This window comes from Lysinibacillus sp. NPDC096212 (assembly GCF_044763105.1).
In the GTDB taxonomy this organism is placed as follows: domain Bacteria; phylum Bacillota; class Bacilli; order Bacillales_A; family Planococcaceae; genus Lysinibacillus.
In genome coordinates, this window is record NZ_JBIWFQ010000004.1 from 259,062 (window position 1) to 285,843 (window position 26,782).

The 26,782-nt window shown below is 36.3% G+C and carries 27 protein-coding genes and 1 pseudogene; 23 read left to right on the forward strand and 5 right to left on the reverse strand.

What is annotated here, in order from left to right; all coding sequences use genetic code 11:
* Positions 1 to 158: 158 nt before the first annotated feature.
* Positions 159 to 428, reverse strand: a complete 270-nt coding sequence (locus tag ACIQ7T_RS06195; protein WP_370082352.1) for a hypothetical protein — start codon at positions 426 to 428, stop codon at positions 159 to 161.
* A gap of 749 nt (positions 429 to 1,177) precedes the next feature.
* On the opposite strand from ACIQ7T_RS06195, the gene ACIQ7T_RS06200 reads away from it, so the two are divergent.
* The 7 genes from ACIQ7T_RS06200 (at position 1,178) to ACIQ7T_RS06230 (ending at position 6,571) form a co-directional block, all read left to right on the forward strand.
* On the forward strand, positions 1,178 to 1,390 hold the full coding sequence (locus ACIQ7T_RS06200) for a hypothetical protein (RefSeq protein WP_370082354.1): 213 nt from the start codon (positions 1,178 to 1,180) through the stop codon (positions 1,388 to 1,390).
* Between the two features lie 190 nt (positions 1,391 to 1,580).
* Entirely contained in the window at positions 1,581 to 1,712 is a 132-nt protein-coding gene (locus ACIQ7T_RS06205) for a hypothetical protein (protein WP_402869177.1), read from the forward strand.
* 364 nt (positions 1,713 to 2,076) lie between these two features.
* Positions 2,077 to 2,775 (forward strand): response regulator transcription factor, encoded by a 699-nt coding sequence (locus ACIQ7T_RS06210; protein WP_402869178.1) that lies wholly within the window; start codon positions 2,077 to 2,079, stop codon positions 2,773 to 2,775.
* Complete coding sequence (locus tag ACIQ7T_RS06215) at positions 2,772 to 4,220, forward strand: HAMP domain-containing sensor histidine kinase (protein ID WP_370082360.1); 1,449 nt, start codon at positions 2,772 to 2,774, stop codon at positions 4,218 to 4,220. The genes ACIQ7T_RS06210 and ACIQ7T_RS06215 overlap by 4 nt, the downstream gene beginning before the upstream one ends.
* A complete protein-coding gene (locus tag ACIQ7T_RS06220) occupies positions 4,220 to 5,287 on the forward strand; it encodes a LolA family protein (RefSeq protein ID WP_402869180.1) in 1,068 nt (355 codons plus the stop codon). The genes ACIQ7T_RS06215 and ACIQ7T_RS06220 overlap by 1 nt, the downstream gene beginning before the upstream one ends.
* 11 nt (positions 5,288 to 5,298) lie before the next feature.
* Positions 5,299 to 5,520 (forward strand): hypothetical protein, encoded by a 222-nt coding sequence (locus tag ACIQ7T_RS06225; RefSeq protein ID WP_370082363.1) that lies wholly within the window; start codon positions 5,299 to 5,301, stop codon positions 5,518 to 5,520.
* A 103-nt stretch (positions 5,521 to 5,623) separates the two neighbouring features.
* Positions 5,624 to 6,571, forward strand: coding sequence for an MBL fold metallo-hydrolase (locus ACIQ7T_RS06230; protein WP_370082365.1), 948 nt, complete (start codon positions 5,624 to 5,626; stop codon positions 6,569 to 6,571).
* Positions 6,572 to 6,599: 28 nt separating this feature from the next.
* On the opposite strand, the gene ACIQ7T_RS06235 is transcribed toward ACIQ7T_RS06230, so the two are convergent.
* From ACIQ7T_RS06235 to ACIQ7T_RS06245, 3 genes are all read right to left on the reverse strand, one after another.
* A complete protein-coding gene (locus ACIQ7T_RS06235; protein WP_370082367.1) occupies positions 6,600 to 6,929 on the reverse strand; it encodes a YrdB family protein in 330 nt (109 codons plus the stop codon).
* A gap of 297 nt (positions 6,930 to 7,226) precedes the next feature.
* On the reverse strand, positions 7,227 to 7,580 hold the full coding sequence (locus ACIQ7T_RS06240) for a DUF4260 domain-containing protein (RefSeq protein ID WP_402869183.1): 354 nt from the start codon (positions 7,578 to 7,580) through the stop codon (positions 7,227 to 7,229).
* Complete coding sequence (locus ACIQ7T_RS06245; protein ID WP_402869185.1) at positions 7,567 to 8,007, reverse strand: MerR family transcriptional regulator; 441 nt, start codon at positions 8,005 to 8,007, stop codon at positions 7,567 to 7,569. Before ACIQ7T_RS06245 ends, ACIQ7T_RS06240 begins: the two co-directional genes overlap by 14 nt.
* A gap of 125 nt (positions 8,008 to 8,132) precedes the next feature.
* Between ACIQ7T_RS06245 and ACIQ7T_RS06250 the strand changes: the two genes are divergently transcribed.
* The 6 genes and pseudogenes from ACIQ7T_RS06250 (at position 8,133) to ACIQ7T_RS06275 (ending at position 13,934) form a co-directional block, all read left to right on the forward strand.
* The gene (locus ACIQ7T_RS06250; protein WP_402869187.1) at positions 8,133 to 8,408 is read left to right on the forward strand and encodes a sigma factor; all 276 of its coding nucleotides are present in this window, start codon (positions 8,133 to 8,135) and stop codon (positions 8,406 to 8,408) included.
* A 207-nt stretch (positions 8,409 to 8,615) separates the two neighbouring features.
* On the forward strand, positions 8,616 to 10,070 hold the full coding sequence (locus tag ACIQ7T_RS06255) for a tetratricopeptide repeat-containing diguanylate cyclase (RefSeq protein ID WP_370083629.1): 1,455 nt from the start codon (positions 8,616 to 8,618) through the stop codon (positions 10,068 to 10,070).
* A gap of 231 nt (positions 10,071 to 10,301) precedes the next feature.
* Entirely contained in the window at positions 10,302 to 10,817 is a 516-nt protein-coding gene (locus ACIQ7T_RS06260; RefSeq protein WP_402869189.1) for a sigma-70 family RNA polymerase sigma factor, read from the forward strand.
* The gene (locus ACIQ7T_RS06265) at positions 10,804 to 11,466 is read left to right on the forward strand and encodes a TIGR04104 family putative zinc finger protein (RefSeq protein ID WP_370083632.1); all 663 of its coding nucleotides are present in this window, start codon (positions 10,804 to 10,806) and stop codon (positions 11,464 to 11,466) included. Before ACIQ7T_RS06260 ends, ACIQ7T_RS06265 begins: the two co-directional genes overlap by 14 nt.
* 147 nt (positions 11,467 to 11,613) lie before the next feature.
* Positions 11,614 to 12,150, forward strand: a pseudogene (locus ACIQ7T_RS06270) (biotin transporter BioY); the annotation flags it as partial.
* 209 nt (positions 12,151 to 12,359) lie between these two features.
* A complete protein-coding gene (locus ACIQ7T_RS06275; RefSeq protein WP_402869191.1) occupies positions 12,360 to 13,934 on the forward strand; it encodes an amidohydrolase in 1,575 nt (524 codons plus the stop codon).
* Positions 13,935 to 14,061: 127 nt separating this feature from the next.
* Here ACIQ7T_RS06275 and ACIQ7T_RS06280 read toward each other — a convergent pair whose 3' ends face one another.
* The gene (locus ACIQ7T_RS06280) at positions 14,062 to 14,283 is read right to left on the reverse strand and encodes a hypothetical protein (RefSeq protein WP_370083636.1); all 222 of its coding nucleotides are present in this window, start codon (positions 14,281 to 14,283) and stop codon (positions 14,062 to 14,064) included.
* 254 nt (positions 14,284 to 14,537) lie between these two features.
* Here ACIQ7T_RS06280 and ACIQ7T_RS06285 point away from each other — a divergent pair, with 254 nt between their 5' ends.
* The 10 genes from ACIQ7T_RS06285 (at position 14,538) to ACIQ7T_RS06330 (ending at position 26,591) form a co-directional block, all read left to right on the forward strand.
* Positions 14,538 to 16,310: a glycerophosphoryl diester phosphodiesterase membrane domain-containing protein gene (locus tag ACIQ7T_RS06285; RefSeq protein WP_402869193.1), complete on the forward strand. Its 1,773-nt coding sequence runs from the start codon at positions 14,538 to 14,540 to the stop codon at positions 16,308 to 16,310.
* A gap of 455 nt (positions 16,311 to 16,765) precedes the next feature.
* Positions 16,766 to 17,713 carry a stalk domain-containing protein gene (locus ACIQ7T_RS06290; RefSeq protein WP_402869195.1) on the forward strand — a complete coding sequence of 316 codons (948 nt, stop codon included), beginning with the start codon at positions 16,766 to 16,768 and terminating at the stop codon, positions 17,711 to 17,713.
* A gap of 233 nt (positions 17,714 to 17,946) precedes the next feature.
* Positions 17,947 to 18,519: a cysteine hydrolase family protein gene (locus ACIQ7T_RS06295; protein WP_402869197.1), complete on the forward strand. Its 573-nt coding sequence runs from the start codon at positions 17,947 to 17,949 to the stop codon at positions 18,517 to 18,519.
* Positions 18,494 to 19,039: a GNAT family N-acetyltransferase gene (locus ACIQ7T_RS06300; RefSeq protein WP_402869199.1), complete on the forward strand. Its 546-nt coding sequence runs from the start codon at positions 18,494 to 18,496 to the stop codon at positions 19,037 to 19,039. Before ACIQ7T_RS06295 ends, ACIQ7T_RS06300 begins: the two co-directional genes overlap by 26 nt.
* A gap of 442 nt (positions 19,040 to 19,481) precedes the next feature.
* Positions 19,482 to 20,696, forward strand: coding sequence for an MFS transporter (locus ACIQ7T_RS06305; RefSeq protein WP_402869201.1), 1,215 nt, complete (start codon positions 19,482 to 19,484; stop codon positions 20,694 to 20,696).
* Between the two features lie 320 nt (positions 20,697 to 21,016).
* Positions 21,017 to 21,202: a hypothetical protein gene (locus ACIQ7T_RS06310; RefSeq protein WP_370083542.1), complete on the forward strand. Its 186-nt coding sequence runs from the start codon at positions 21,017 to 21,019 to the stop codon at positions 21,200 to 21,202.
* 500 nt (positions 21,203 to 21,702) lie between these two features.
* On the forward strand, positions 21,703 to 23,649 hold the full coding sequence (locus ACIQ7T_RS06315; RefSeq protein ID WP_402869202.1) for a primary-amine oxidase: 1,947 nt from the start codon (positions 21,703 to 21,705) through the stop codon (positions 23,647 to 23,649).
* 21 nt (positions 23,650 to 23,670) lie between these two features.
* Entirely contained in the window at positions 23,671 to 24,216 is a 546-nt protein-coding gene (locus ACIQ7T_RS06320; protein WP_370083538.1) for a hypothetical protein, read from the forward strand.
* Positions 24,217 to 24,230: 14 nt separating this feature from the next.
* Positions 24,231 to 25,745, forward strand: a complete 1,515-nt coding sequence (locus tag ACIQ7T_RS06325; RefSeq protein ID WP_370083536.1) for an aldehyde dehydrogenase family protein — start codon at positions 24,231 to 24,233, stop codon at positions 25,743 to 25,745.
* Positions 25,746 to 25,778: 33 nt separating this feature from the next.
* Positions 25,779 to 26,591 carry a DUF6597 domain-containing transcriptional factor gene (locus ACIQ7T_RS06330; RefSeq protein WP_370083535.1) on the forward strand — a complete coding sequence of 271 codons (813 nt, stop codon included), beginning with the start codon at positions 25,779 to 25,781 and terminating at the stop codon, positions 26,589 to 26,591.
* The last annotated feature ends 191 nt before the right edge of the window (positions 26,592 to 26,782 follow it).

Sequence of the window (26,782 nt, forward strand, 5' to 3'; positions counted from 1 at the left end):
AAATGATGTTTTTATAATACCAGATACTAACTAAACAACTCTAGGTTCACTCCCCGAGAAACAAAAAAAGCGCACAACTCGTTAATGAGCCAATGCGCCTTTTTGTATTTATGTATTTCAATAAATACTAAATGCCCCACCTAGTAGCACATTTTGAACTATCTTTCACGTGCTACATAACACTTACCATCCATCATTTTATCGCATTTTACCTTTGTTTCGTATATTCTATCATCCCATCCTCTTTCTTGTACTATTACATACTTGTCATTTGCCCCGCTATTTACAAATACAAAATGTTCAGCGTTCGGATATAAGTCCTTAACATAAACATACTCAGTCCATGCATTCGCTGATACTGCAGGAATTAGTATAGCCCCTGATAAAGCCAGTGATCCTACCATTTTTGAAATTTTTGATTTAAACATAATTAACTCTCCCTTTACATTTGTTTTTTCTATTAATAAGTTGCATTTAATAGAATAATACAACCATAACACAACAAAAATGAAAATGTTGTCGAAAATTGTAGTTGTTTGAAAAAATTACAAATATTACCCATTTCACCACGCTTTTTTACTTAGTACCACCAACCATGATCACCAAGCCACTTCTAGAATGTCCTAAAAAGAAATGAACAAAATCCGTTATTTTTGATTAATAATTTTTTAAGAGTTAGAAATACATATAGATCTATGATCTTTATGAAGGTTAATAGATGGTAGTCTATCGGTAGAGATTTATGCGCAAAATAACTATACAACACGTGATATAGACACTGTATCTTCTTCAAGTATTAGACTCTGCGAAGACTTAAAAGGTATGGGGTTTGATAAATCTTCACGTGTTTTTATATTGGAGGAGTTGGAGCTAGTCATAATGCTATGCGTAGTTCATCCATGGATTCTACGCAAATGAGTTAGTGGTCTTCAGTATTGTAGTCTTTCCCGGTACGGGTGTTCTAAATCCTGTGAGACACGCAACGCTCACGCCGGGGAGTCGTTCGAGCACGTCGACGTCACAAAAAGCCTATAAAATCAAAATTATGAACAATGCATTCTTCAACTCCTGTAACGTTCACATTATTGCTCAAGTTGAGACACTGTGACGCGGGGGTATTCTGGACGAAAGTTCTCATAATCTGGCCTATGGATCGACCGAAAGGGGTGAAGTAGAAATGACAAAAGTGAAGGTGTCGATCGTTCACGATAAAAGTGGTCGTATCGTTTCGATAGCGCAGCCATTAGAGGATGCGAAAGTGAGAGTTCAAAGCGGAGACGAACAATCAGTTTTCGAAACGGAAGTTGAAAAAAACAGTATTCTCGAGTTAGTCAGTGGCAGCCAAATAGTAGATGTAGAAAAAATATATTGTCTAATAAAGGAAATCTAACTGTTATATTAATATCAATAAGTGAATTGCTTATTCCGGAAAAAGGAGCGTTTGCAGAATAAGGCTTATTAAAATGATCAAGCTTTTTTACAAAAAATTTCATACTAATCTAAAAGAGTAACTCCATTTTGAACAATCTTTTTCGAAATGGAGTTTTTGAAGTTGCTGTAGATAAGAATTGAGGGGCATTTTGGGTAGAACGACGGATAGAAAAGGAGAAGCGACGGAAAGCTCGGGTAGAACGACGGATAGAAAAGGAGAAGCGACGGAATGGCCGGGCAGAACGACGGATGAAAAAGAAGGCGACGGAAATTCCGGGTAGAACGGCGGGTAGAAAAGGAGAAGCGACGGAAGGCCCGAGCAGAACGACGGATGGGAAAGAAGGCGACAGAAAGTCCGGGTAGAACGACGGAAAGAAGAGGCAAAGCGACGGAAGGTCCGAGCCGACCGACGGATGGGAAAGAAGGCGACGGAAAGCCTGGGCAGACCGACAGAAGGAAAAGGAGAAGCGACGAATAGTCAGCCCAGACCGACGGATACAAAAGAAGGTGACGGAAAGCTCATCCTGACCGAAGGATAAAAAACGAGAAGTGACGGATAACCAAATCTATGGTAATTATAAAGAAAGTATAAAGTTCAGAAAAATTGTCTTTTTACATAGTAAGGTTAGTACAGGAGGAAAACAGATGAAAGAAAAGCTATTACTGATTGAGGATGATACGGCGATTGGACGTATTGTGAAGGATACGCTTGAGCAAGAAGGTTACCAAATTACTTGGGCAACAACAGGACTTGAAGGGCTAGCTGATTTTCAAGCCGATACGTTCGATTTAGTGTTAGTCGACTGGATGTTGCCTGAGATGGATGGTCTTACGGTTTGCCAAAATATCCGTTGGGAAAGTGATGTACCTATTATAATGATGAGCGCGCGTAAGGAGGAGGAAGATAAGGTTGAGGGCTTGCAGGGTGCTGACGATTATATAGCGAAACCGTTTAGCTTAGAGGAGTTAAAGGCACGTGTAGCCTCACACTTACGTCGCTGGAAACGTTATACGAAAAAAGAGATAGCAGATGATGTTACGTCCTTTGCACACGGCTTAAAAATTGATTGGCAAAAGGAAACAGCGCGCCTTGATGATCAAGAGCTTGCCTTAACACAGAAGGAATTTGCTCTGTTAAAACTACTTGCGAAAAATCCAAGCCAAACCTTTTCAAAAAAAGAGCTCTATCAGCATATTTGGCAACAGGCGAGCGTAGATGAAACACATACAGTCACAGTACATATAAAGGCGCTACGAGAAAAGCTAAAAGACCCAGTAAAATCACCGTATTATATACAAACAGTATGGGGCAAGGGGTACCGCTTTATCGGTGAACTTTTATGAAGATTAAAACATGGTTACTCATCACTTTCTTCATCGTGATGGTTTTACCGATAACAGGTGCTTATAGCCTTTATGTGTGGATCAATGCCTATTACCAAGATAAAAACGTTGGTGAATATTTTGAAAAATTAACAGAGCTCAATCAGGTAAAATCTGTTCTCGAAAATCCTATGTATTATAAAAAAAATGCGGATATAAAGGATATTGAAGCACTAACGAATGAGCATCTTGCAATTACTCTTTACTCGAAATCAGACTTGATTTTGTATTCCTCAAATCCATTGAAACAGGTGTTTGATTCTAAAGATAGAATATTTAAAGGTTTATATGAGCTAAAGCAAAATTACAATGCTTTTACTTATAAAGAACCTGTTTATCAAGATGGAGAATTGCTTGGGGTTTATGAGATTCAATTAGTTAGGACGGATTGGGTAAAAGGTGTAGAAAGTCGTTCTTGGCTTGTAATAGCTAGCTCTATATTTTTATTTCTCCTTATTTATTTTGCAGTAATGATGCTGCTTAACCGTAAATTAAATCGCCCGTTACATGAACTGATGCGGCAAATGCGTACTTTTGCAAAGGGGGAGCATGTGGAATCAAATTTAGTGGTAAGAAAAGATGAAATTGGGGAACTTGCTCAAACCTTTCTTGCCATGCAGGACGAAATTGAAACAGCGCGTGCTCACTTGAAAACTGAACAACAGCAAAAGGAGCTAATGATTGCAAGTATTTCCCATGATTTGAAAACACCTCTTACAGCTATTCAAGCATATGCTGAATCTTTACAAAGCAAGGCGTTATCAGAAGAACAGCAAGACGAGTACCGACAGATAATTTTAACAAAGTCTGAAACGATGAAGCATATGTTAGAGGATTTACTAATGTACACTTTACTGCAATCGACAAGCTATCATTTAGAACTTGTTGCAGTTGATGGGGCAGAGTTTTTTGAAATGGCACTGTCTGATTACGAGCAGCTGTGCAAAGATCAAGGATTTATGCTTGAAGTTACTTGTGACATAGAGGGTATGTATGCAGTGCATCCGAAGCAGCTTCAACGGGTGATCGACAATTTAATGAGTAATGCTTGGCGCTATGGAGCAGTAGGTACAACGATAGGCTTAGCAGCCGTGAATGCTGGACAATGCCCTATAGAGAGCTTTGATTTTGTATCGCCTGCACTGAATAAGCAGAATGGTATGTATATCATTGTACAAAATAGCGGGCAAGGTGTAAAAAAAGAGGATATCGAGAAGTTATTCGAGCCCATGTACCAAGCAGATTCAGCACGAACTAAGGCTGGGGAGCGCGGCACTGGACTAGGATTAAATATAGCAAAACAAATAATAGAAAAACATGGTGGGACAGTAGAGCTTATATCAAAAGAAAACTATGGGACAGCTGTACTTTGCTGGTTACCATCATTTAAAGGAGAGAATTCATGATGAATTGGAAAAAATCATTACGTGCAGCAGGTTTAGTTGCTGCCCTAACATTTAGCTTAGTAGGTTGTAATACAGAGGGATCATATTCACCACAGGAAATTATTGATCATGCATTACAGGAAACGAAAGAACCACTTACGTATTACGGTGAATACACAATGGATATAGGCGAGGCTGGTGAAAAAGCTCAAGTCAAAGAGTGGATTAAAGATGGTAAACGACGTATTGAGTCGACAACTGAAAATGGTGAGCATAGCATCGCAGTCAACGATGGCTCACAGATTATGATGTATGATGTTGTTAAAAACACTGTTCATAAATTAGATATTAGCAACGGTGGGTTAGATGAAATCCCATCACAAAGAGACCAGTTAGAATTACTATTTAACGCAGTAAAGGATACGCATGATGTGAAAATTGCAGGAGAGGAGAAGATTGCTGGAAGAGATACGTATAAAGTTGTCGCGAAAGCTAAAAAAGATGATACTTTAATAGGTGATATAGAAGTATGGGTTGATAAAAAAACATGGGTAACGTTAAAAACAATAACGAATAGTGCTGGAAGTAAAATGACATCAGAGTATACGAAAATGGATGAAAATGCAAAAATTGATGATGCACAATTTACACTTGATATTCCAAAGGATGCAACGGTAGAAGAAATAAATGTACCTGAACCTGAATCAGTGACACTGGATACAGTGAAAGAACAGCTTGGCGAATTTTTAATGGTGCCAGAAGTAAATGGACTAACTTTGGAGGATATTTCATTAGATAAAGGGATAGAAGATCATTCAGCATATACCTTTAGTTATGCGAAGAATGGTCAGCAAAATATTTCAGTAACAGTTGTTAAAGCAACTAGCAATGCTAAGAAGGAAGAGCCTATTAAAGGTCAAAAAGAAATGGATATCCGAGGTCAAAAAGGTACTGTAATGGATGAGAAAAACTTCCGTTATATTAGCTGGCAGGAAAACGGCTATCAATATAGCATTTTTCTTGCAAAACCTAAGCTTACTATCGAAGACCTTGTAGCCTATGCAAAACAAATGACCATCGTTAAGTGAGGTGAATTGCAATGAAAAGAAATGAATTTATCAAATGTCTTACATTGTTTTTATTTAGCACAGTTTTTTTATACGGTATAGGTGAAACATATGGCGTTTCATGGCTACAATTTCATTTCTTAGGACAATATAATGATGAAGGTTTTTATTTCAGTTTAAGTTCTTTAACCCCTATACTTGGAGGCTTACTAATTGTTGCGTTATATGAAACGAAGATTAAGAGACTTATTTAATATGATGAGAAAAATCCACTTTAAAAGAGTGGATTTTTTTTGTATTGATTTATCTTCCAGTATGAATGCTATAATATGTAAAAACTTTTAGGGGGAGCTATGAATGGAGCGGGAGATTGTAGAAACAAAATATTTTACTTTGCATACTTTATGTGACGGTGTGTTTGCTGCTATTGCTAAACCAGGTCAAGGTGCTTGGAGTAATGCAGGAATAATTGATTTAGGTGACGGACTTCTAGTTTTTGATTCGCTAAGTACTCCTTCAGCGGGGGAAGAGTTAAGGCGCCAAGCCGAAAGTTTAACGGGTAAGAAAGTAAAGTATTTGATTAATAGTCACTATCACGGAGATCACGTTTTTGGGAATCGAGTATTTTCAGATACAACGATTATTTCTACATATGTAACTGAGAAATTGTGCAAAGAAAAAAATAAGATTGAAGATTATGAGAAGGAAAAGCAGGACATGAATCAATACCTCCTTCAACTGGAAAATCAAATCGGCTCAACAAAGGACACCATTATAAAAGCGAGTTTAATAAACCAATATCAAGAAATGTCGAAGGTGTTGGTTGATTTATCCCAATTACAAATTGTGTTACCATCCTTGTTGTTTGAAGAGAAATTAACCATCACCGGTTCCGAAAGAACTGTGGAATTATACTGTTTAGGCGGAGGACATTCACCGAGTGACACATTTATGTACCTGCCTAACGAAAAAATAGCTTTTATGGGTGATTTAGCGACTGAAGATTTACATGTTCCAATCTATAATCCTGAAGAATTTTTGACTATATTAAAGCGAGCTAAACAAATCGATATAAATATAATTGTACCTGGCCATGGTAATGTTGCTGATATGACTTTATGCGATACATTAATTGACTATTTATCATTCATGATTCAACGCGCAAAAGAGGCTCTTCAACGAAAGTTGCCACTGGAAGATTTTATTTCTGAATTTGATTTACCTAAAAAGTATAGGGAATGGAAGGGAGTAAACGGTATTAAAGGTAACCTTACAACGATATACAAGTATCTTCAAAAGAGTTAAAAAATCCACTTATAAAAACGTGGATTTTTTAGCGTTGATGAAATACGGACAATAAAATCTCATTAATGATAATTAGTATGGCAAATATAATCGCTAATTGTTTTCGTCCTGTAGCATACAGAGCTATGACGGCTAAAGAGAATATCACAAATTCAAACAAAAAATGCGAAATCCCATTCAATGGAAATGTTGCTTTGGGTGAACCGAACAAACTCCAACTAACTACGAACAAAGCCGGTGCTCCAATGCCAAGTAAAAGCTTGAAGAACATGCCTTTCCCAGTTTGTATACCCCAATATCCAAAAGCCATTAACACGCAAATTTCTAATAGAAAGCGAAGTACTAAATTCAATACCATAGTATCCCTCCGAAAAATTGGTTTTGAAAGGGTGTACATAATCGCTAATAAAGTGAACCGAACTGCTGATAAAAACACTCATCGCTGATAAAAGCGGAAAAATCGCTGATAGAACCACGAACATCGCTGATAAAAGCGGAAGAATCGCTGATAGAACCACGAACATCGCTGATAAAAGCGGAAGAATCGCTGATAGAACCACGAACATCGCTGATAAAACCACAAAAACCGCTGATATAACATCAAACATCGCTGATAAAACCATCCAACCCATCGATACAAATCACAACTTCTAACTTAAGCTATTTGTTGTAAATGAGTTTTAGTAAAGGCATCATCATATTTTAAACCATAGCCTAGCGTACGATCTAAAAATATATGAGCAAGCCAAATTATAGAGGCCATTAGTAGCGGGGGCGATACTGTGGCAAAGCCTATAATCAAGAGAATGGCTGGCACGACTAAACTATGGCCAATATTGTAAAATAACGCGCCAATTTTAGTGTTTACTATGTAGCCTAACATCGTTATATCCGGTAGTAATAAAAACAATATAAAATAAAGGAACGAAAATTCAAAATACTTGTAGAAAAATATACTTACTAAAAATGCTATTAAATATTCCAATGAGATAATTTTACGTAGTTTCATGATGACCACTTCCTTCTTGTAATTTATTATACATATCCTCGATAAGTGAGCCGATGACCAACTTATTTTCTGCGTATTTTCCATCAGCCATTAATGTTTGAGTGAGCTGTAAGGATTGTAGAGCCTGCTGATAAAAAAATAACTGCTTTTCAATGTGGGCGATCTTTGTTGAGAATAACTGTACTGTTTGTTGATTGCAGGCATTTGAAGTTGGCTTTTGCTCTAGTGTTAGAAGCTGTTTGATTTCTTGTAATGTAAAGCCGAGCTGTCTTAATACTAAAATAAATTTTATTGTATGTTCACAAGTGATATCATACACTCGATAACCATTGTCCCGTTTAGTTGGGTGTAGTAATCCTTCTTTTTCATAGTAACGTACGGTATCAGTAGATAAATTATACTTAGTTGCAAATTGTTTGATAAGCATGTGAGCACCTCCTAAATTTATCCTAACATTGGAGTATGCTCCAATGTCAATACGGTAATTGAAATTTTTAAAAAAATGGTGAAACGGTCGTTGAATGGCAGTCGTTTATAGTGTAAGAGGGGGAGGTGGACGGCATACTTGAAAAAATTATGGATGAACATGCAGAGCATTTATTGCGTCTCGCCTATTTTTATGTGAAAAATAGACACGCGGCAGAGGACATCGTGCAGGAGGTTTTTATCAAATTTTCACAGCATGATTATGAAGAACGTGGACAGCTACGTGCTTATTTATCAAAGTTAACGATTAATAAAAGCAAGGATTATTTAAAAAGCTGGCATTACCATTCTGCAAGTCTCTTTAAAGAAGAGACTTGTTTTTTCTGTGCTTGGAAATTATAGTTTTTGTACTGTTATAAATATTCAAAGTATAAAAAGAGTCATTTTTATAGGGTTATGTATTATCTTTTTGGGAGAAATGGATCACTGTATGGTATTTTAAGGTTAAAATTACTCATTAATTTGAAAATAAATGAGTCTGAGGAATTGTAATATTATGCACATAAAGATAGTATTAAAGAAGTAGGGGTTAATATAAGGAGGGGCGGTATGAACACACAGGAGTTTGACGAACTATGGATTACACTAAATGAATTGTATGATGCGAATCGCTTTATAGAATATATAGAATTAAGTAGTGCCGCAATTGAAAGTGCTATTGAACTTGGTATGTATAAAAAAGCAATCCTGTTATTGCGTTATAGCTGTGCAAGCTATTTCCAAACAGGTGATTTGCAAGTTTCCATTAGTGTGCTTGAGCAGTATCGCGAATTAACCTTTCAATATGGCGATGATATTGATTTAATCCACCATTATATTTTAGCAGCCATTTATTGGGGAACGTTTGGCCATATAAAGAAGTCTAAAGAGTTTATGATTAAAGGACTAAAGATTGCTGAGCGTATTCAACATATAGATAGTATAGGGAAAATTTATAATAATTTGAGCGACTTGGAAAACTCTTTAGGGAACTATCAAAAAGCGAAGGATTTTGCATTAAAGAGCTTATACTATGCTAATTATTTCGAGAAAAAACATGAAAATCCATATTCAGGGATTATGTATTCAAAAATAAACTTAGCTGTTGCACAAATTTCCCTGGAGGAATTTGATGAAGCAGGGGAATTATTGAAAGAGCTGTTATTGACGGTTCAGAAACCACCTTATTCAAAGCTACAATTAGAAGTTATAAATGCCTATGCTTTACTTTGTGAAAAACAGGGACGCATTGGCGAGGCTATTGATTTGTACCAAAAGTCGAAGCACTATGCCTTACAAAATAATGATTTAGCTATGCTTCAAACAATCTACAATTCTTTGGTGAAGCTAATAGAAAAGCAAGGTAATAAACTTGTATTGTGCTCGATACAAAAGGAATATATTGACATTTTATTAGAAATTCAAAGGGAAAATTATACTCATTTATTATTTGAGATGGAGTACAATGACCAGAAAAAACATTTTGAAAAAACCTCTTACATTGATCCATTAACGAATATTTATAATCGACGCTATTTTGATCAGAATGCAGAGAAAATGCTGGAGAAAGCTTCAGTAGAAAATCAGCAATTAGCATTAATGATGATTGATTTAGATCATTTTAAAGAAATCAATGATGCAAATGGTCATTTATTTGGTGATGATGCTTTAACGATTACTGCAACAACATTAAAGGACTATTTTCAAGCATTTGAGTCGATCGTTGCTCGTTTTGGCGGGGACGAGTTTATTGTACTTTGCAAATTACAGGAAGGTGAATCTATTCAAACGATGACGGAAAATCTCAATCAAACATTAAATTCTCTGTCCTTAATAATTAATGATGAGACCGTTCAGTTGGAATTTAGTATTGGTGTAAGTACAAATAAACAAGGCCGAATTACCGCTGTCGAAGAGCTGATCCATAATGCGGACACAGCACTGTATACGTCCAAGCGCAATGGCCGTAACCAAATCACGTTCTTTAATAAATATAGTGATGTGGGAAATAAACAGGTCAGATGACTGGCGGATTTTAAAATGTAAACGTTTTATTCAGCGAAATATTTTTAACTTCTTTCAGCGGGTTCCAAACATCCGCTGAGGCATAATGGATTCAATCATAAAGGATCTGCTTCATTTCAACGAATAGTCGTTGGAGTTTGGCAGATTTTTTTCTTTTTAAAAATTTTTGAAAAAATGAATCGGAAATGAAGTGGCATCCGTCAGTAGTTTAGAAAGAAGGTGGGACAACAAATGGATATCGAAAAAATTATTGCAGAGCACGGTGACTATTTACTCAAGGTTGCTTATTTATATGTGAAAAATGAAGCAACAGCTGAAGACATTGTGCAGGATGTGTTTATCGCCTTTTATCAAAAGCAGGAGCAATTTCGTCAAGAATCATCATTACGTACATATTTAGTGAAAATGACGGTCAATCGAAGCCATGATTATTTGCGTAGCTGGAAAAGTAAACGACTGACACTCTTTGAAAAAATAACAGGGCGTCCGACAGCAGTCACGCCTGAAAAAGAATTTCTTGCTAAGTCTACAAAACGAGAACTAGTGGGAGCTTTGTTTACATTATCTGTGGCATATAGGGAAGTACTGATTCTCTATTATTTTGAGGATATGACAACAGTGGAAATTGCAAAGCTCGTATGTTGTCCAGAAGCAACAATACGTACAAGATTACAGCGTGCGAGAAAGCAACTTGCAACAACAATCGGTGATTATGATTGGGAGGTGTTACGCCATGAATCAATTTAAAGAAGATGTACTAAATGAACTTCGGGATGTAAAACTTACAGATGAAAAAAAACAAGCAATTGCCCAAAAAGCTCGTAGTAAAACTAAACAAAAAAGAAGTAGTCCATGGCAATATCGTTTGGTACTAGCAACGTTTACGCTTTTTGTCATTGGTTTTAGTTATTTATTATCACATAATAAAAATTCAGGGAGTCATCAGGCAGCTAGCTTACAGCAAGAAGCGGATACATGGAGTATATGGACATTTTTACAGAATGATTTCGTAAAAGGTATATTGTTTTTTAGTTTTTTTGTAGGTATTACTTTTATTATTAAACGTGTGCTAATCAAGAAAGGATATGGCCTACCGGTGTGCATTGAGTGTGGGGAAACTTGGTCAGAGAAGCAAGCTCGAAAAATGTACCGAAAAAATGGACAACTCGAATGCCCTTATTGTGGGAAAAAACAATATCGCACAAAGAAATCTATGCAAATGGGTGGCATTTTAGCATTTCCGGTTCCTTTAATGTCTTTTATGCATTATATTTTTAATAATTTTACGATTGGGATTATTTTCTTTATAGTTGCATTACTTATTTATTATCGTCAATTAGCACCATATGTCTTTGATTTACAAGAAGATGATCCTACCAACGATCCGCTTTGGTAATTTGTGAAGAGAAATTGCTAGTTTACTATAGCAATTTCTTTTTTTATAGCAATTTTTCAAAATAGATTGACAACAGTTTTTATTTGCTTTATCTTTGTGTTAACTTATTTGCAGCATGAGTTAACGTACAAAGGGAGGCCATTTAGTTTGAAAAAGAGTAGTACATATAATTATGTGTTAGCGGCATTTGGTGCAGCGATTATTGCTGTTCTTGCACAAGTAACGATTCCGCTACCACTTATTCCAATTACAGGTCAAACATTAGCAGTAGGCTTAGTCGTAACAATTTTAGGGACAAGAGTTGGTACGTTATCAGTACTGCTTTATATTTTACTTGGTGCAGCAAGTCTTCCGGTATTTAGCGGTTTTTCAGGGGGATTGGGTATTTTAGTTGGTCCTACAGGTGGCTATATTGTTGGATTCCTTGTGACGGCCATTATAATGGGCTTATACTTAGATAAATTTGGGCTTACAATGTTCCACGCAATTGTTGCGAACATCATTGGGATGGTTGTGACATTGGCGTTTGGAACGACTTGGTTAAAAATTGTCGGAGATTTAACTTGGACAGCAGCATTTATGGGTGGTGTAGTACCATTTATCGTTGTAGGTATTGTGAAAGCTGTTCTGGCAGCATGGTTTGGCGTAATTGTTCGTCGTCGCTTAGAGCGAGCACATTTAATTTCTTTCAGCGGGTTCCAAACACCCGCTGAACAGAGGAACTCAGTCAAAGAACGCCACGTCCTGTGGCAATTTATCTGTGGGAAAGCAAAGCGACAGCAACAACACACAACTGAGTGACCAACATCACGTTGGCCCAAAGCGTCCGGCGGATGTCACGGAATTATGCCGAGGCATAATTGATTAGAAGCAATTGCATAGGAGGAATTGTTTTGGCAACGTTATGGACAGGTGGAAAAATTTACACGATGGCGCAAGTTGGCGAAACAGTTGAAGCAGTCCTTGTAGAAGAAGGAAAAATTGTGGCGACAGGCTCAGTAGATAGCTTGTCGCCACATGCTACTTCTATACGACATTTACAAGGGAATGTGATGTATCCAGGTTTTGTCGATAGTCATTTACATATCATTGGCTACGGGGAGAAATTAAAGCATATTGATGTCTCGAACGTCAGAAGTAAGGACGAGCTACTGGCAATTATTCGTGAACGGATGACAAAGGTTCCTGCTGATGAATGGGTAATTGCGATAGGGCTTAATGAGACACAATTTGAAGTTCCTATTTTCCCAACATTAGCCGAGCTCGATGCACTTGGTGAAGCACATTTAATCATTAAGCGTAGCTGCCATCATTTAATTTTGGCTAATTCCAAGGCACTGGCATTTGCGGGAATAACAAATGACACACCATCTCCAGAAGGAGGGGTCATTGATAAGGTGGATGGACAGCTAACAGGAGTCTTAAAGGATGCGGCATTGTATATGATTGTCAACCATATGCCTCATATTACGCCCGAGTATATTGAGGACGCTCTTGAAAAGGCGGTAACATCCTTGCAATCATTTGGTTTAGTAGGTGGTCATTCTGAGGATTTAAGCTATTACGGGCCACCGCTTCAACCGATACATGCTTTTCGGAAAATCGTCGAGGCAAAGCAAGCGTTTAAAGTTCATTTATTACAACACCACACGGTATTTGAGGAAGTTGCCAAGATGGAAGAAGCATCTTCTCCGTATTTAGAGTTTGGTGCCATGAAGATTTTTGTCGATGGTGCCTTTGGAGGACGTACTGCAGCTCTTCGTGAACCGTACTGTGATGAACCAGGCAATAGCGGTATGCTCGTACATTCAACTGAACAATTAGAGGAATATGTTCAATTGGCACGTCAACATGAACAAACAGTGGCAGTGCATGCCATTGGAGATTTAGCCATTGAAACAATTTTAAAAGTATTTGCCGCCCATCCTCCTCGCGAAGGTCAATTAGATCGTGTTATTCATTGTAGCTTGGTCGATGAAGGTATTTTAGAAAAACTCGCTGGATTGCCTGTCGCAGTGGATATGCAGCCTCAATTCGTGCAGGGAGAGTATGAGGCAGAACTAGCTAGGCTAGGAGAGGAACGAGCAAAAGGATTACACCCGTTAAAATCGCTATTAAATCGTGGATTAGTTGTTGCAGGTGGCAGTGATGCCCCGATTGAAGTACCAAATCCTTTATTTGGTATATATGCTGCGGTAACAAGACGGAATTTCGGGGAATCCCATAACGGCTACGGTCCAGAAGAGAAGATTTCACGCTTTGAGGCAGTACGACTATATACTGTTGGAGCTGCACAAATAATAGCGCAAGATCATGTTAGAGGTAAAATTGAAAAGGGCTATACAGCAGACTTCACAGTTTTGGAAGAAGATATTTTTACAATAGCTATCGAAAACATTCCACAAGTAAAAGTCGCCTATACGGTTGTTGATGGGCGTATCATTTATGAAAAAACCGCCCAGTCATAACGGAAATCAACCACACATTTTGCGAAATTAAAAATATCCACCTTAATTCATTGACATAATATTTTTATAAGAACATGAAAAACGCTGCAAAGAATAAACTTTACAGCGTTTTTTCATTTTTTAGGAGCTAGCGTCTTTCTGATAAATTTTTCACTTGATGCTCGAGTATTGTCACTCGTGTTGTTAAATCATCTACTTTTTGCTGAAGTGTTTCTTGGGGAGGCAAAGGAGCAGTCGATTTCATTTTTTTAATCGTATTAATCATCACGAAAAATATCGCTAGGAAAATGACAAAAAGTACGGTTGTACTAATAATATCACCAAGATTAAACATTGTTTGTCTCATCATTATTAGCCCCCTTATTTTGTATTGATTGTATTATTTACTGGGTTACATACAAAAAAGTTTCAAGAAAATATTTATAGACACTAAAAATACAGAAATCTTATCATTTTTCCTTGCATATTATATGGAACAAATTGTATTCCAAGAGCGGAAGGTAATTAGAAATAAATGGCTTTACATATCATATTGGAAGAGCTTATAAAAATCGTAAAGATGCTTAAGATAGGGGATACGATAGGTATGACTGGGGTGAGTAAATGCACAAAGAAGGACAAGTAATGCGACAAGCCTTTTACAATATTTATATGTATCGCATCGATTATATACAGGTTTTCGCGCTGATTAAGTTATTTCAGTTTTTATTAATTGTTCCTGTGATGGCTATCGTATTTAAGCTAATGCTCCGAGTAACGGACTACACACATATTACGGAGCAAAATATTCAAAGTTTTATGGCGCATCCATTTGTCATCTCAATGATCATTTTTTTGATCATGCTCATTTTGCTAGTTATTTATTATGAAATGGGCTTTCTTTTTTTAATGGCTTTTTATCAACAACGGGGAATTCGCTATCGATATCTACACATATGGCAGCAGCTCAATCGTAAGGTTATTTCTTTTTTTAGTATACAAGTCATTTTTTTATTTATTTATATTGCACTTTTATTGCCAGTAGCTTCATTTATATTTCCACTAACGTTAACACAAGCAATGTCCATTCCGCATTTTTTGACAGATGAAATAATGAGCAGTCGCTCGGGTCGTTTACTTTATGCCGTTGTGGTAATTGTTTTTGTAATAGTAGGGATACGTAGTATTTTGGCCTTGCCGATCTTTACAATCCAGCCCAAAATATCATTATTTCGTTCATTAATACACAGCTGGCGTTTTTCAAAGCAGGGCTTGTTTAAACTCCTTGGATTATTAGCTATGCTAGTTATGGTTCTTTTACTTGTGATGCTTGGAATTACACTTATAAGCACCTTGCCATTATATATATTGGAGCGTTTGATACCGAGTACAGCACTTGTCACGGCGGCGATTACTCTTGCTTTTTTAGAAATGGTTTTCGTCGTGTTATTTAGTATACTGCAAGCAATGTTTTCACAAGTAATGGTGACTTTTATCTATAATACACCTGTTTTAGGCAAGTCAAGGTTTACACCGAAATTTCGAAGAAGGCGTTATAAGCCATTGTTATTCATTGTTGTGGTTGTTTTCATCGCCTTAAGTGTGATGAATATCATTTCGTTAGAGAAAAGTGTCTATGCACCAGATACAAAAATTATTGCTCATCGTGGCTTCACGGAGGGTAATGTAGAAAATACAATCAGTGGCCTTGTCAGCGCAGCAAGTGCAGGTGCAGACTTAATCGAGGTCGATATCCAGCAAACGGTAGATGGACAATTCGTTGTATTTCATGATCGAACATTAAGAAGACTGACAGGTAAAAATGGAGTTATATCCAATATGACGCTCGGTGAATTAAAAACGTTAACGATTCATGCTAATGGTTTTAATGACAAAATTTCATCTTTAGATGATTTTATTGAAATAGCAAAAACTTTAAATGTTTCCTTACTGATTGAATTGAAAGTTCATGGTAAAGAAACGGAAGATGTATTGCCCAAGTTAGTAGATAAACTAAAAGCTTATAAGGTGCTCGATACGTATTATGTGCAATCATCAGACCCACAAATGATGTCACAGTTAAAAAAATTGGCACCGAACTTACGTGTTGGGATTGTCTACGCATTAAACATCGGGCCGATGGATGAAACGGTGGATTTTATATCACTTGAGGAAGCATGGGTAACAGATCAACTAATCTCAGAGATGAAGCAACAAAAAATTGATTTGTTTGTCTGGACATTAAATAAAGATCAGTCATTACACGAATTTATTCGGAAAAATGTCAACGGAGTCATCACCGATCTCCCAGATATGGCTTTGAAAATAAGGAAAAAACAAAATGAGCGTGAATATTTTTTACAGCGTATATTAAATCTACTGCAATTTATGTTCTAAATTAATGTGATTAAATGCAATTACCCGAGCGAATCGGGGCGAATATTCGCCCGAAGCAGTGAAATACCCGCGGAAGATGAGTGAATACTTGCGCGAAGCAAGGAAATATTCGCGGAAGGAGAGTGAATACTCGCGCGGAGCAAGGAAATACTCGCGGAAGGAGAGAGAATATTCGCCCGAAGCAGTGAAATACCCGCGGAAGATGAGTGAATACTTGCGCGAAGCAAGGAAGGAAATACTCGCGGAAGGAGGGCGAATACTCGCGCGAAGCAAGGAAATACCCGCGAACCGAACAAAATACTCATCCAAACAGCATAAGAGAAAGCCGTGATTCTTCATCGTAAAAGAATCACGGCTTTTTAGTAGTATGAAAAAAATATTGGTAATGTTGTAACCTTTTCTTTCTATAACCGACTACTACTATGAATTCGTGAAATGAAGGAGATGCTTTTTTTATGAAAATGACGAAAGTTGTACCATTTGCCATGTCAGCATTATTAATCGGGGGCGCTGTAGTAGCTCCAACTGCATCAGCGAACGAAGGAGAAGCGGTTGTGACGAACGCTACTGATAATAATGAGCAAAATCCACAAGTTCAACCTATTTTTATTAAAATAGCTGGAACAATTGAGAATGTTGAAAAACGTGAGGATTCAACATATTACACTGTGAAAGAAGAAGAAAATACAAATGTTTTTGTCGTAAATGACGATACACTAGTTTTCGATAATACTGGTAAAGAAGTTAAACTACAAAAAGGTGATAAAGTAACGGCATACACGTATGCAAATAAGCCAATGCTGATGATTTATCCACCACAATATAACCCAGAGGTAATTATTGTTGAAACAAAAGAAATGGGAACAGTTGAAGTAGACTTATTCAATAAAGAATTAGTGAATACTGATAACACGCTAAAATTAAATGTTGGTAAAGAAACGGAATTACTCAGCCTATCTGGTAAAAAGGTAAATGCAGAGGATTTAGCAGAACAACATTTACTAGTGTTCTATACAATTGCAACAATGAGTATCCCAGCACAAACACCACCTTCAAAAGTTGTCGTTTTAGATACGATTGCACAAGAGCCAGGTGAGGTTGATCCGGGTGAAGTGGATCCATCTAAAGCTGCTGTACAAGAAATTATAAATAAAGACTTTTATGAGGTCGAAGGTACTAAAATGGTACCACTGCGTTTAATTGCCGAAGAGTTAGGCTTTAAAGTAGAATCAACAGGAAATGGCGCAATTATTTCTAAAGGCGCATTATCTTATACAATTACACGTGATCAAAAAGAATATGGCTATAATAAAGCACTTCGTCATTTTGAAGTAGCACCAGCTTTATTAGAACCAACAAAAACATATGTACCAGTTGAATTTGTTGAAGAATTAATGAAATAAAATGTTGTTTACCCCCTTCATGGCATCGTGCTGTGGAGGGGGTTTTATCTTGACTCGGTAGATGCTTTAGAAAGGATGCGGCTCACCTGACGCTCTCAAGAAAGTATAAGCCGGAACGGAAATCAACCACACGCTATGGTGATGAGCTATTCATTTCTCATAATTCTCTTTAAATGGAAAGAGTATTTTTGTACAATAAGAGAATTAAAGTCAGATTCCTAAAGGAGAACTATATGAAGCAGGCATTAATTATCGTGGATATGCAGGAAGCATTCTTTTTGGATAGTGAAAACTACTTATTTGATTACGAAAAAGTATTAGAAAACATTAATATGTTAATAACTTGGGCTCGTAATAGTGAAGTTCCGATTATTTTTATCCAGCATACGGATTCAAATAAAGATGACGATTTTGCGTTTGGAAAGCCAGGCTGGGATCTATATCATGGGCTTCTACGACAACCAGAGGATAAAGTGATTCAAAAAACAACGTGGGATGCATTCTATCAAACGGAACTAGCGCAATACTTACAGGAACAACAAATTGAGCAGCTTATTTTCGCTGGTGCTCAAACAGAATTTTGTCTTGATACGACCATCCGAAATGCCTATAGTCGTGGATACCAGCATAATATTTTAGTTGAAGGTGCACATACCACACTAGATAGTCGCATATTAAATGCACAGCAAATTATAAAGCACCACGAGTCTATTTGGCACAATCGATTCGTGAACATTCAGCCAAGTACTTTTTTCAAACTAAGTAAAAGAGGTTTCAATAATGCGCATAAACAGCCAAGAATTTAATATAAATGAACTTCATTATACAATTAGATCTGCCAATATAGAAGATGCCCAAGCATTATCAGATCTGAGGCTACAACTTGATGGAGAGACGGAAAACTTCGATAGGGAACAAGGGGAAGGCTTCATCGATACGACAGGATTTGAAGAAATCATTAAGGAAGACACGGTAAGTCCAAGGAATTTGTGTTTAGTAGCAGTAGTTGATAATCGCATTGTTGGATTTTCTAGATGTGCGGGATCTCCATTAAAAAGAATTGCTCATAAAGTAGAATTTGGTGTAGGTGTTTTAAAGGAATTTTGGCGCTATGGGATAGGAAAAAATTTCTTGAAAGCATCGATAGAGTGGGCTGACACGAATGACATAAAAAAAATGGCCTTGCAAGTTGTAGAGACAAATGACAAAGCAATTTTGCTCTATAAAAAGCTTGGCTTTGAAGTTGAAGGCGTCTTAAAAAATGATAAACTCCTTTCAGATGGCAACTATTATAATACGATTGTCATGAGAAGAATTAAGGCATAATTTTAAAATAAACCCAGCTTAGCAAATAGGTTTTATTAAAAGTCAAGTTATAGGCTGAAACTATTTTAAATAGTGAATTCTTATTTAATGTCACACATTATATGTATAGAAATTAAAAGGATAGAAGAACTTAAATGAATAAGCTCTTCTATCCTCTTTTTTACCATAGATGACCCTATTTACTACAACAATTAAATCAATCTAATGTTGCAGTAATTTAAAAGGAGCTTATATCAGTTATTAATTATATATGGATATTAATGTAATATATTTGAAAACAATGCTATAATTCATATAAATATTTATGATGATACAAAACTTGTGATAAATCTACATCCCCCAGATTTGTCCGATATATGATAGGAGTTGAATTTTAATGAATAGTCCAATCTAATATTCCCCTATTAAGCCAAAATTCGAATGAAATATTGGGGGATATATAATGAAATTGAATAGAAATTTTTCTTTATTACTATTGGGTCAGTCACTCGCTAATATAGGCGATGTATTATATATAGTCAGTGTTATAAGTACAATTTTTGTATTAACAGGTTCTACATTTGCAGCATCGTTTGTGCCATTTACGATTGCTTCTTCTATGTTTATATCCAGTCTGCTGACACCTCTTTTGGTTGAGAAATTAAATCTTAAATGGTTACTTGCTGGGTCACAAATTGTAAAAACGATTTTACTCTTTATTCTAGGATTTATGTTAATTGGTTTAACAGCAGCTAATTATTATTTTATCTTTTTAATAATAGGATTGATTGCCTTTTTTGACGGTTGTGCAAATCCAATAAGACAGACATTGACTCCATACTATGTTAAACCTGAACATCTAATTCAAGCTAATGGAATTTCAGAAACTATTACGCAGGTCATAGAAGCAGGTATGTGGTTCGTAGGAAGTTCATTGCTAATTATTATGAGTTCTCAACAACTTATTTGGTTAGTTGGATGTTTATTTGTAATTGCAAGCATATTACTTTGCCTTTTAGAAAGTGTAATCTATGAAACAACCGAGTTAAAAGGGAAACTAGAAAAGATTAAAGAGGGTTGGAAAACTTTATCTAACACTCCGGTATTAAGAAGGATTGCTTGGATAGAATTTTTGGAAACAATTGCAGCAACGGTTTGGATAGCTGCTATTTTATATGTGTTTGTCAACGATGCTTTGAACGTTGATGAAAAATGGTGGGGATTTATCAATGGAGCTAACTTTTTAGGACTGATTTTAGGAAGTGCTTATTGTATTAAATTTTCTTCTTTTGTTGAAAAGAAAATAGGAACCTTTATTTTTTTCGGTTCATTCGCAAGTTTCTTATTCACAATATTATTTAGCCTAAACAGCATTCCAATCATTTCCTTACTTTTATCTCTCTGTGTAGGGCTTTTTGGACAAATTAAAAAAATTCCTCAACAAACGGTTATACAAACTAGTGTGCCAAAAGAACAGTTGTCAACTGTTTATACCTCGTTAGGTGCTATCGGAACTGGGATTTTTGGAGTTGGCTCTCTTGTTATGGGACTATTAGCAGATTTGTTAGGAATTAGAATTGTATTCGTTATTTCGGGGCTATTACTTGCGATAGTAAGTATAATTGCTCATAAAAATAAGCAATTGTTTGTTAGAAATATTATGGAACAAAAAAATTAAAGATGAAGGATTTTATTAGCTATAATGTCCTTTGTTTTTAATGACTTTGTGATAGTTTGTGAAGTAGGACCATCATTTTTGATGGTCTTTTTTATTGAGGCTGTTTTCGTAAACTTTGTTGCTTTTAAGCCAAAAAGTAATATTGTGATACTATAATGACATAAAAGGAATTAAACGGTCATTGTATAAAGGTTTGAATATAATAAATTAGGAATAACAACCAACTTTAAGGGAGATGAACCCGAATTAATAAATATAGTGTTCTTTCACTTACTACTTTATTAATCTTCGTTGTTATGTTTTTTACAATGTGGAATGGAGTGTCGTTAGGAGCATTAGGTAAACCATATATTCTTTCAATGTTTTTGTTCCCATTATTAGGAGCTTTTTTAGGATTCAAAGCAAAAAAAGGTTTATTAAAATGGCTACTAATAATACTTAACATTAGTGCAATCTGTATCATCGGGTATATTTTATTACTTGCTTACGGTATTGCCGAAAGCTAATTAAAACAAGATGGGTAGCATTTTTCGCTATCCTCTTTTTTATTCCTTACTAAGTAGCCCTTAAAGAATTGACAGTATTATAGTTCGATTTTTGTCACGCTGAAATAAGCATTTGCTCCACTCGTTTTTCAAATACTACGTTTTTCTCTAAATCAAGCCAACGGAACCAGTAAAGGACATACGATCCTTTGCAAACACGTAATGCATATTTAATTTAACGAAACTACATGGAGTTTGTGAATTGCAATGGCAAGATGAAAGACGGTCTAAATGGTGGTCTTCCATCTGATCGCTTCTAAATAGATTGGCAGATTAAGATTCTAATGACTTATCTGCAGCTAAATTAGCATTTTTAATGAAATTACAGAACACTTAAAACAGAAAATATTGTATATTTTTAGCTAAAAAGCAACTTATCGATAAAAATGCCGTTATTTACAATAACTTCGCTGAATTTTCTGACTATAATTAAAGAGAACAAATTATAAGGGGTTGATTGAATGTCAGTAAAGGTTAATCCAAACGTTGAGCTAAGCCACCCATTATCACCATTATCTGAAGTAGAAATTGAAAAAGCTGTTCAATTAGTCAAGGAACAGCAACAGTTGTCTGAACATGTACGGTTTATGTCGGTGATGTTACATGAACCTAAAAAATCAGAAGTACTAAATTACAAACCAGGTAATACGGTAGATCGCCAAGTGTTTTTAGTGATTTTAGATGATAAAGAATTGAAAACATTTGAAGCAATTGTAAATTTAACTTCAGAAAAAGTTGATTCCTACGAACATATTCCTGGGGTACAACCAAATGTAGCCTTAGAGGAATTTGAGCAATGTGAAGAATTAGTAAAGAGCCATCCTGATTTTATAGCAGCTTTACAGAAACGTGGGATTGGCAATCCTGATTTAATCATGGTGGATCCTTGGTCAGCAGGGAATTTTGGTGTTCAGGAACATGAAGGTAAACGTTTACTTCGTGCGATTTGTTGGCAAAAACAATCACTAGAAGATAACGGATATGCTTACCCTTTAACAGGTATTGTAACGTATGTAGACCTAAACAAAATGGAAGTTTACAAAGTAGAAGATCACGGGGTACGTCCAATTCCAACAACATCAGGTAACTACCATCCTGAAGTTGATGAATCAATTGTGTTTAGAAATGACTTGAAACCACTGGAAATCATTCAACCTGAAGGTCCAAGCTTTACAATTGAAGGGAATTTGATCAAATGGCAAAAGTGGAGTTTCCGCTATGGATTTACACCACGTGAGGGCCTTGTATTATACACAATTAATTACCATGACAAAGGCAAGGATCGTCCAGTTCTTTATCGTGCAGCATTATCAGAAATGGTTGTCCCTTATGGTGAACCAACATTTTCGCATAACACACAAAATGCCTTTGATGCTGGTGAATATGGAATGGGTCAATTAGCCAATTCGTTAGAACTAGGTTGCGACTGCTTAGGCGAAATTCAATACTTTGATGGTGTTGTAGCTGATGTTAAAGGAAATGCGCGTACGATCAAAAATGCGATTTGCTTACACGAAGAAGATTACGGGATTGGTTGGAAACATACAGATTGGCGTACAGGCCATGTAGAAGTACGGCGCTCACGTCGACTAGTGATTTCATTCTTCTGTACAGTTGGAAATTATGATTACGGCTTCTATTGGAGTTTCTACCAAGACGGTACGATTGAAGCTGAAGTCAAACTAACAGGTATTTTAAGCACTGGTACATGTGAAGATGGCATCCAAACAAAATATGGATCTGAGATTTCTCCAGGATTAAGCGCATCACATCATCAACACTTCTTTAATTTCCGACTTGATACGATGTTAGACGGTGAAAATAACTCAGTAGTTGAAACGGAAACAGTATCAGAAACATTGGGTGAACACAATCCGAATGCCAATGGTTTCTATCCTCTTTCACGTATCTTTAAAACGGAGAAGGAAGCGTTACGTAATTTAGATTTAAAAACGCAGCGTACTTGGAAAATTATCAATAAAAACTCACTTAACCGAGTGAATCAACCTGTTGGATATAAAATTTTGCCTGGCGAAAATTGCTTCCCATTTGCTCATGAAGAGGCAAGCGTTATGAAACGTGCTGGCTTCCTTAAACACCATTTACACGTTACGCAATTTGATGAAAATGAAAAATATGCAACAGGTATGTATCCAAATCAACATGCTGGAGGAGATGGACTGCCAAAATACGTTGAGAAAAACCGTTCAATTGATGATGAAGATATCGTCGTTTGGTACACAATGGGCCATCATCATATCCCGCGCCCTGAAGATTGGCCTGTAATGCCAACTGCATACATCAATTTCCAATTAAAACCAGTTGGATTCTTTGACCGAAACCCAGCAATAGACGTTCCTAGACCGGACAAGAAGTGTCACACAACTTCGTCATGTCATATACAATAAAACTCTTTAAGGAGTGATTATATGCTACCATTCCTAAGCATGTTGGTGATTGTTACCTTTACGGTAATCACTAACCGTTTATTAAAACAGCGTTTTGCTAATCATGGCATGGCCAAGTGCTGTATAATGCTGATTTCTATGACAATGAGTACTGCTGTTGGAATAAATATGGCTACCTGGCTTCCCGATATGGTACTAGGAGCAATAGCATCTATTATTATTTCTATTGCATTAGGCTATTTACTGTCAACAGGCTTACCGATGTACCTATTCATGGAAAGTGTAGGATCTAGTTTTATGGGAGCAATGATGGGCGTGATGCTAACATTAATGACCACCCAATATTTAACGTTAAGCATTATCTTTTTTACAATGATGTTTATTGTAAGTGCTATCATTTCTATCGGTGTATGGAATCGTGAGATGTTTCCTATCTTTATAAAAGCCATTCCAAAGCATATTTACATTGTGGCTGGTTTAATGATTTGTGTACTAGTATTAAGTAGTTTTGAGATTCAACATGAGGTACCTGTAAAAACAGAACAAGAGCATCATAATCATCATTAAAGGGGTCGATAATTATGCTAAATGTTAAACCGAGTATTGAAGAATCAGGCATTCAATTCAAAAAGAAATATGACAATTTTATTGGTGGTGAATGGGTAGCACCTGTAAATGGAGAGTATTTCGATAATATTACGCCTATCACGAAAGAAGTATTTACGAGTGTAGCTCGTTCAACAAAAGAAGATGTAGAGCTAGCATTAGATGCCGCTCATGAAGCCCAAAAAACTTGGGGGAAAACACCTGTAGCAGAACGGGCACGAATCTTACTAGCGATTGCTGATCGCATGGAAGAAAACCTTGAAAAAATTGCAAAGGTAGAAACTTGGGATAATGGGAAAGCGATTCGTGAAACTATGTATGCTGATATTCCATTGGCAATTGATAATTTCCGCTATTTTGCAAGTGCCATTCGCGCGCAACAAGGGCAAGTGACACCTTTTGATGAGGATACAGTAGCTTATCATTTCCAAGAACCTATTGGTGTAGTTGGTCAAATCATTCCATGGAACTTCCCTATTTTAATGGCAGCTTGGAAATTGGCGCCAGCACTTGCTGCAGGAAATAGTGTTGTATTAAAATTAGCAGAACAAACGCCAGTATCATTCTTATTCGTAGTTGAACTTATTCAAGACCTATTACCAAAAGGTGTATTAAACGTCATTAATGGTTTTGGTGAAGAGGCAGGTAAAGAGTTAGCTTCAAGCCCACGTATTGCCAAAGTGGCCTTTACGGGTTCTACAGCTGTCGGCAAACTGATTATGAAATATGCATCTGAGAATCTAATTCCTGTTACACTAGAGTTAGGTGGCAAATCTCCTAATATCTTCTTTGAAGATGTCATGGATGCTGATGACGGATATCTAGATAAGGCGATTGAAGGATTAGTTATGTTTGCTTTAAATCAAGGTGAAGTTTGCACTTGTCCATCTAGAGCCTTGATCCATGAGTCTATTTATGATCGTTTCATGGAAAAAGCCATTGAACGAGTAAAGCAAATTAAAGTTGGGGATCCATTCGAACTTGAAACAATGATGGGTGCACAGGCTTCAGAAGAACAACATAAAAAAATTCTTTCTTACTTTGAAATTGCCAAACAAGATGGCGCAGAATGTTTAATCGGTGGCGCCGAAAATCACCTTGATAATTTAGATGGCTATTTTATTAAACCAACTATTTTTAAAGGCAATAACAAAATGCGTATTTTCCAAGAAGAAATTTTCGGTCCTGTATTGGCAGTGACTACGTTTAAAACCTTTGAGGAAGCGATTGAAATTGCAAATGATACTATGTATGGATTAGGTGCAGCTGTATGGTCACGTAATACAAACGTTACCTATAAAGCAAGTCGAGAGATCCAAGCAGGACGTGTTTGGATAAATACGTATCACCAATACCCTGCTGGTGCAGCATTTGGCGGCTACAAAAAGTCAGGCGTCGGTCGAGAAAATCATTTAAAAGCTTTAGAATCGTATCAATCGACTAAATGTGTCTTAGCTAGTTACAATGAACAGGCGCAAGGATTCTTTTAATTTTACCTAAGAGTAAAGTGAGGGGGAGGCTTATTGAGTAGCTATTATCCAATCCAACCTGAATTGGTCCAAAAAACGTATTCTTATAGAGAACTGGCTCCAAACAGCAATTTAAACCAGGATATACTATTTTATTATGAGTTTGAACCAATAGGCATTAATAGTGATATTCATGTCATTCCTGATGCTTGCCAAGATTTAATGTTTTACATGGGTAAAGATCAAAAGGTTGTCTTTGGGAATACCCCGACTACACGTGAAATTTATTCATTTACCCCAAAAGGTAAATATTTTGGTGTTCGTCTAAATCCAAAACAAACAGTTATTCAATACAATTGCGCTTTAAAACAAATTGTTCAACAACCGTTTGTTAATGTTGAATTAGGCTGCACACTAGACTCTAAATTTATACAAGCTGTTTTTGAAGCAGGAGATTTCGAACAAAGAGTGCAAATTTGTAATGAGTATTTTTGCTCTCAAAAAAAGGAAAAAAGCTTAGGTGATGAAATATTCGCTACTTGTTTTGATTCTATTATTGAAAATAATGGGCTGTTCTTACCAGATGTAATTCAGCATAAAACAGGTTATTCTGAGCGATATATCCGAGAACTTTTCTACAAAAAAACAGGTTTTGGACCAAAAAAACTAAGTAAATTCATACGTATTCAACTCTTACTTCAACATTTTTCTTTTGAAGAGACACCTGTAAACATTGACCAATATGGTTTCTATGATCCTTCACATTATTACAAAGAATTTAAAAGCTTACTTGTAATAACACCTGCTGAATATATAAAAGAATTTTTAGGTTGGAAAAACATAAAACGAAAGCTGCTATCTTATTAGCCCCTCAAAGCTTTCTCTCTTTCTTATAAAAAACATACTAATTTTAGTATGTTTTTTATTTATTCATGAACAGTATACTTTCCTCCAAAAAAACATATCAGTTAGTTTAACTACATTAACAATTCGCTACCCTAGCTTTATGAAAAAATTCTATTATCTATAAAAATTCATATAATTGCTGCAGTTGCAAC